Source organism: Candidatus Zixiibacteriota bacterium (genome assembly GCA_014728145.1).
Classification (GTDB): Bacteria; Zixibacteria; MSB-5A5; order JAABVY01; family JAABVY01; genus WJMC01.
The window spans coordinates 1-7,433 of the sequence record WJMC01000231.1 but is presented as its reverse complement, the minus strand read 5'-3'; the positions used below and the strand labels follow the sequence as shown (position 1 = coordinate 7,433).

The following is a 7,433-nucleotide window of genomic DNA, read 5'->3' as shown; positions in this document are numbered from 1 at the left end:
CACAACAATACCAGGAGCGTTACGCCTCAATTGTTGCCGAGGACAGGGACGAGTCTTCCCAGCAACGTCTCAAGGTCTGGGGAAAGGGCTTGCGAATGTTCATCGATCGACCCTTCACAGGGGTCGGTACCGGGGCTTTCAGTATCGCCAATGCCGAAGGTTACTCGGAGGGTCGTAAAAGCTACCTGGCGCCACACAGCTTGTATATCCAGTTGATCGCTGAACTGGGGATAATCGGTTTGATAACCTTCGGGCTGTATGTCTCGGCATTGTTTTATTACCAGAAGAAATACAGGCGTTACCTGATCGACAAATTCAAGCGACGAACCTGGCTCTGGGGGCTTTTGATGGGGATGACATTGTCTTTGGTCACATTGATGGTTGTAGGGATCTTCGGCCACAGCCTGTATCGTTCAAACTGGTATTTCTATGGCGGGCTGACGATAGCGGTAGGTTATATCCTGGCACGGCTCGACCAGTTTGATCAAAACGAGGTGAAGCATGTCACTTAATGACTACTTCACCAATGCCCTGGTCCGGACGGCATACAGCCTGCATGCCCGGCGCGATCCTGTAAATCATCTCGAGCTTTTGGATAAACTCGATCGAAGCCAGTATTACGACCGGGATACACTTAAACAGATCCAGGTAACCAAACTGCGTAAACTATTAAAAACCGCCTTCGAAAGCTCACCCTTTTGGAAAAAACGCTTTATGCGGGCTGGCTTTAAATCCACAGATTTCGATAGAATCGAGTCGCCCGAAGATATAGAGCCATTGAGCAAAAAAGATGTTCTCGAGAACCGCGATCGTATAGTCAATCAGGACTATCCCCCCGATGACCTGATAGAGAATCGAACCGGGGGTACCACCGGAAGCGCGCTGTATTTCTACATCGATCCCTACCGCGAAGCCATGATCAAGGCGGCTACATTGCGCCACGACCTCTGGACCGGTTTCCGGCAGGGGGACCTGTTGGCGATTCTATGGGGTGCGCCGGATGATATTGATCGACGCAAACCTGTCAAAACGAGGATGCGTGAACTCTTCTGGGGGAAGAACATTTTTCTCGACTCAAATCGCCTGACCGATGATATCATCGCCGGATTTATCGATCGCTGGCGGGCGGAAAAACCACAGGTATTTCTGGGGTACTCCGGCGCGCTTGGATTTTTGGCGCGTTACCTGGAGGGCAACGGAGTAAAACTACCCTCGCCTAAGACGGTCATAGCCTCGGCCGAGATGCTGACTGAAGCTGACCGGGAAGTTATCGAGCGGGTATTCAGGGCTCCGGTATTTGAACGTTACGGATGTCGCGAGATGGCGGTTATCGCTTCCGAATGTGAATACCATGACGGACTTCATATCAACGTCGAAAATTTATATCTCGAGTATGACCCTCTGGAGACATTGCCGGATGGCCGAGTTCGCGCCCGCTTGCTGATCACTGACCTGGAGAATTTGGTTTTTCCGTTTATCCGCTACCAAATTGGCGACATAGTAATTATAAATCCGGATCAGAAACCGTGCCGATGCGGCCGTAACCTGCCAACAATATCTGAAGTGGGAGGGCGTGTTTCAGATTACATCAAACTGCCTGGCGGCCGCTTTGTCAGCGGAACTGGGCTGACTGTTTCGATTATGTCGAAGTACAAACAGATCAGAAAAACTCAGATTGTGCAGAAAAGTATCGATCATGTAATAATCAGGATTGTAAAAAACGAGGATTTTGACGAAAACACTTTAAAGAAGCTGAATGTTCAGTTCGCCCGGGCGATCGGCGACGATGTCAGGCTCGAATTCGAGTTCCCGGATGATATCCCGCGCGAGAAATCCGGAAAGTACAGGTTGACAATTTCGGAGGTCATGGATTGACTATGTCTTTAGTCTCGAGTTTAATCAGGCGCACAACCTATCCGCTCTATCTCCGCCACAGGGGACTGGATGGTTTCCTCTCGAAGATGGATATGATGGCCCGTTTGGAAAAGTTTTCAGCAGTTGATCTGGCGGAACTGCAATTGGAAAGCCTGCAGAACCTGATGAAGCACGTTTACCGCAATTCGCCATACTACCGTCAGGTCTTCCGCGATATCGGCATGACCCCCTCGGATATCGAATCTATCGAAGACCTGCGCCATTTCCCGGTTCTCACCAGGGATATAATCCGTGACAATATGGATCAGATCCTGGCCGAGAACTATCCGCCTCATACGCGCGCTAAATCCAGCACCGGTGGTTCGACCGGGCAGTCATTGACCTTCTGGCGCGACCATAACTGCCGGGATATGAAGACCGCCATGGAATACAATTTCAAGCGCTGGTACGGATTCGAAGTGGGCGATAAACAGCTTTATTTCTGGGGAGCAGCGCAGGATTTCGATCAGCATGAGAGTTTCAAAGCCCGGCTGGTACGGTCGCTGGCAACACGTTCATGGTTTGTAACGTCTTCCGATCTGGATGACGAAAACCTTGAGCGGACCGTCCAGTGGATCCGCAAGCTCAAACCGAAGCTTGTGCAGGCGTACCCCAGTATAATCTATTCATTTGCAAAAAGGATCGACTCGAAAAATATCAGGCTTAACTTCGATACGATAGTCTGCTCGGCTGAACAGCTCTTCGATTATCAACGTGAAGCTCTGGAAGTTATCTTTGGAGCCAGGGTATATAATAAGTACGGCTCGCGCGAATTTGGCAGTATCGCCGCCGAATGCCCGAAATATAAAAAAATGCATTATTTCGCGCCCGGTGTGATTCTGGAGTCTGTCGACAGCCAGGGCAGACCTGCCGGCGATAAACTCGGCAATCTGCTGGTGACAGACTTGTGGCATTACGCTATGCCGCTTATTCGTTACCAGGTGGGAGACCTGGTCAGGCTGGAGTATTCGCATTGTCCCTGTGGATCGAAATTGCCCAAAATCGCCGAGGTGGCGGGTCGAGTGGTTGATGTTGTCACCAAACCGAACGGTAAGATGATTACAGGGATGACATTGATCAAATTGATCCGCAAGCTGGAGTACAAGATCCAGGCGCAGTTAATCCAGAAGTCACCAAATTATTTTGAGTTCAATTACGTGGCTGAAAAGCCGCTTTCGGAACAGAAGATGAACATTATCCTTAATCGCTTCGAAAGCGTTATGGAGAGCCCGGTTGAGATCGAGTTTATCCAGCATGACCAGCTCGAACGAGAAAAATCCGGTAAATTCAGGTATGTGAAAAGCGAAGTCAAACCTCCGTTTCTAAGCTGATCTTTTTCGCTCACGCCAGGAGGCAGAATATTTCAGGGATGAAAGCCAGGTACCCGTACAAAGTATTAATCGTAGCGCCCTCGCTCGATATTATGGGCGGTCAGGCGGTGCAGGCCGACTTGCTTTTGAGAAAGCTGAGAGAAGACGGGGTGCAGGTCGGATTTGTGCCTCATAACCCGAGACCCCCGGGCATTCTTTTTTATTTGACGAAGATCAAGTATATACGCACGCTGGTGGTTTCGTTTTTTTACCTGATCAGGTTGATAAGACATATACCCCGTTATGATATCATCCATATTTTTTCCGCCTCGTACTTTTCATTCATCCTGGCCCCGACACCGGCGATACTGATTGCGAGATTGTTTGGCAAAAAAATCCTGCTGAATTATCATTCCGGTGAATGCCGGGATCATCTCGAAAAGCAGGGTAAAATCGCAATTCCAATCATAAAACTGGCCGACAGGCTGGTTGTGCCCTCGGGGTACCTCGTCGATGAGTTCGCGGATTTCGATCTGAAGGCTGAAGCGGTATATAACGTGATCGATCTGAGCCAGTTTAAGTTCCGGTCCCGCAAAAGCTTTGAGCCGAAAATTGTTGTTGCCCGCAACCTCGAGGAACTCTACAATGTACCTGTGGCGCTGAAGGCATACAAAATCGTAAAGGAAAGCTATCCCGATGCCGTTCTTACTATTGTAGGCTCCGGCCGAGCTGAAGCGGGAGTAAAACGTCTCGTCCGGGAGAACGGGTATTCTGGTATCACTTTCACCGGGAGAGTGGAGAGAGAAGAAATAGCTAAACTGTTCGATCAGCATGATATCTTTCTCAACTCCTCCGAAATCGACAATATGCCGCTCTCATTTCTGGAGGCGTATTCTTCCGGGCTGGTGGTTGTCTCGACTGATGCCGGCGGGATACCCTATATCTGTGAGGATGGCAAAACCGGCCTGCTTGCCAAAAGAGGGGATTACAAGGCTTTGGCAGAAAAGATCGTCAGCGTTATAGAAAACGACGACCTGGGTGGTAAACTGGCCGACAACGCCCGGAAGTTCTGTGATCGGTTTTCATGGAAACAGGTACGCCGGGACTGGTATAAAATATATTCGGGTATGCACGATGCCTAAGAGCAAGCTTGTAAAACTTGGTACCAAAATGCTCCACATGGAGTTCCCGGAGCTGTACTATCGTGGCCGGGAAGCACTGGGGCGTGTCACCGAACGCAAACGCGCGTCGGCCGGGGAATATCTCTTTTCGGAGGAAGCCCTGGAGCATATCTTTACCGATCCGAGCCTGCTTAGAAGCGGACTGGCGGCCCATTTCCGCGAACGCAAACTGCCGGAATTCTTCCGACTGCCACTGGCATCCGATGATCTCGAGCTGATGAAACGCTTCTATTTGTGCGAGACGGAAGCGATCATTAAAATCGCCGATGATATCCTGCGTGACAGGTTCCCCATCTTCGGCGGTAAGACGCTCGAGTTTGGCACACCGCCCGACTGGTTCTATGATCCTGTTGCTGATATCCATTCAGCTCCGTCGTTTTATGCCGATGTGCCCTTTCTCGATCCCCGGGAGGTGGGAGATTCCAAAGTTGTCTGGGAGCTGTCTCGTCTCAAATTTATCTATCCGCTGGCACAGGCTTATTTTCTGACCGGGCAGGACTTTTACGCGCTCAAGGCCTTTGGCCTGATTGAAGACTGGCTCAAGAAAAACCCGCCCAAAATCGGGATCAACTGGAGCTCCTCCCTGGAATGCGCATTCAGAATTTACGCTTTGGCCTGGATGATCGAGTTCTTCCGCAAATGCGAGCTTCTGGATGACCGCTTTGCCGGGATGGTATGGTTTATCATCTACCGTATGGCGGAGCATATTCAGGATCATCTCTCATACTATTTTTCGCCGAACACGCACCTGACCGGTGAAGCCTTCGGACTGTTTGCGGCTGGTTTGATCTTTCCGGAACTGAAGCCTGCGGATGAATGGCGTGAGATCGGACTTAAGATACTGGTGGACGAACTCGAGAACCAGTTTACGGCCGAGGGTGCTCACAAAGAACGCTCGTCCTGTTATCATCGTTACAGCGCTGATTTCTATTTGCACACATTGATCCTGTGCGATCGAAACCAAATCAAACTTCCGGACAGCTTCCGTGAGATGATTTTCAAGATGGTTGAATACATCTATGAACTCAGGCGTCCGGATGGCCTCTGGCCCCAGATCGGTGATTCCGATGGAGGTAAGCTGACCTGGCTGGAGTTCGATGATGTCCGGGATTATTCAGCCGTGCTATCTACTGCGGCAGTCTACTTTGACCGTCCCGAGTTATGGCCGTACAAACCGGTGTACGAGACTGCCTGGCTTCTGGGTATGAAGCAGGTGACAGATTACGAACCCTCTACTATACAAGCGCGAAAATTGAACTCGAAATTGTTTCCGCAGGCTGGTTACGCTGTATTGAGATCCGAAGATGACAAAAGTTACTTACTTTTTGACTGCGGTAAATTTGGTTACAAGGATTGCGTTCACAGCCATGCCGACAGTCTCTCACTCGAACTGGTAATCGGCAAGCAGCCGGTTCTGGTCGATCCAGGCACTTTCTGTTACACCGGCAATCCCGAATACCGCAATTACTTCCGGTCGGCGCAGGCGCATAATGTCTGCCTGCTGGAGAAGCGGGGCTTTTCCGAGCCGGAGGATATCTTCGAATGGAAGTATTATTCGGATGTCAACTTGCAGAGATCTTTTGCCTGCGAGGGGCTGGATTATGTTTCAGCCTCGATTTCATCCAGCCGTCATCCTGACAAGTTATGGATGAGAAATATTATCAGAATCTCCGATCATTATTATATTATCAATGACCGCGTCGATACCCGTGGAAGTGAAATAGATTTTTTGTATCATACACCATTTTCATCGCATTCATTTTCAACCCGTAAACAGCAGATTTCACTTCAGGATGGCGGTCTGAGGGTGATCCTGAAACCCTTGACCGAGAGAAGCTACGATTTTAAGGCACATTCGGGTCAGGATGATCCGATCTCAGGCTGGTATTCACCCGACTACGGCCAGATCGAAAAGATTACGACTTTAAAAATCAGGCCCGAGACGAACCACCAGGTGCATTTCCCGGTCTGCGTGTTTCCAACCCGCATGGTCGATCTGCCTCCGATGATCGAGATGGCTGGTCATGACCTGTGGAACATCGTCTTCGAGGACTACAATGATTTCTGGCGCTTCGGTGACGGCGATACGCTGGCGTTTGTCCGTTTTGATTCCAAGCGCAAACTCGAGAGATTCTTTTTGACCGGAATCGAAGCTTTCACCCTTAATCGCAAACCGATCGTACAGGTCAACCGCAGTGCCAATATCTTTGGTTTGTTTAAAGGCGATGAACTTCACCTCCACGGTGACCTGACCGGCAGTTTGAAGATTCGCCGCGATAAGCTCAAAAAAGTGATCTGCGGGCAGGTCGAAAAACCTCTGCAAAAATCGAACGATATGTGGGAAATCGAGTTATAGTCGAATATGTGCGGATTCTGCGGGATATATTTCAAGGACAACAGCCGCCGAGTTGAGCCTGAACTGATTCGCCGCATGTCGGATACTCTTTATCATCGGGGACCCGATGACTCCGGGGAGTACGTCGATGGCAATCTCGGGCTCGGTTTCCGGAGGTTGTCGATTATCGATCTGGCCGGAGGGCATCAGCCGATGTCCAACGAAGATGGTTCAATCTGGATAGTCTTTAACGGCGAAATCTACAACCATGCCGAGATCAGGTCGAGTCTAAAATCCAAAGGCTATAAGTACAAAACAAAATCCGATACAGAAACGATTATCCATGCCTACGAGGAGTATCGCGAGAACTGTGTCCACCACCTGCGCGGGATGTTCGCTTTCGTGATATACGATAAAAAACAGCGGAGGCTGTTTCTGGTGCGCGACCGTCTCGGTATCAAGCCCCTCTATTACTACGATTGCGATGACTACCTGATTTTTGGCTCTGAAATCAAATCGATTCTGGAATTCGATGATGTTCCCAGGCGTTTAAATCATGACGCCCTGGCGGAGCAGATGGCGCTCAAGTACACGCTCGATGAGCAGACATTATTTACTGGAATAAAGAAGCTGATGCCGGGGTATTCGCTGACCTGCCAGAACAGCAAAATCGATCTGCGAAAGTACTGGGAT

The 7,433-nt window shown here is 49.8% G+C and carries 6 protein-coding genes; all 6 read left to right on the top strand.

Going from position 1 to position 7,433, the window contains the following annotated elements; genetic code table 11:
- A partial coding sequence (locus GF404_12880; protein MBD3383074.1) for a hypothetical protein occupies positions 1 to 512 on the top strand: 512 nt, incomplete at its 5' end.
- Positions 502 to 1,875 (top strand): hypothetical protein, encoded by a 1,374-nt coding sequence (locus tag GF404_12875; protein ID MBD3383073.1) that lies wholly within the window; start codon positions 502 to 504, stop codon positions 1,873 to 1,875. The genes GF404_12880 and GF404_12875, both read left to right, overlap by 11 nt.
- A 2-nt stretch (positions 1,876 to 1,877) precedes the next feature.
- Positions 1,878 to 3,245, top strand: coding sequence for a hypothetical protein (locus GF404_12870; protein MBD3383072.1), 1,368 nt, complete (start codon positions 1,878 to 1,880; stop codon positions 3,243 to 3,245).
- A gap of 38 nt (positions 3,246 to 3,283) precedes the next feature.
- Positions 3,284 to 4,366, top strand: coding sequence for a glycosyltransferase (locus GF404_12865; protein ID MBD3383071.1), 1,083 nt, complete (start codon positions 3,284 to 3,286; stop codon positions 4,364 to 4,366).
- On the top strand, positions 4,359 to 6,761 hold the full coding sequence (locus tag GF404_12860) for a hypothetical protein (GenBank protein MBD3383070.1): 2,403 nt from the start codon (positions 4,359 to 4,361) through the stop codon (positions 6,759 to 6,761). Before GF404_12865 ends, GF404_12860 begins: the two co-directional genes overlap by 8 nt.
- 6 nt (positions 6,762 to 6,767) lie before the next feature.
- The coding region (locus GF404_12855) for an asparagine synthetase B (GenBank protein ID MBD3383069.1) at positions 6,768 to 7,433 on the top strand (666 nt) is incomplete at its 3' end.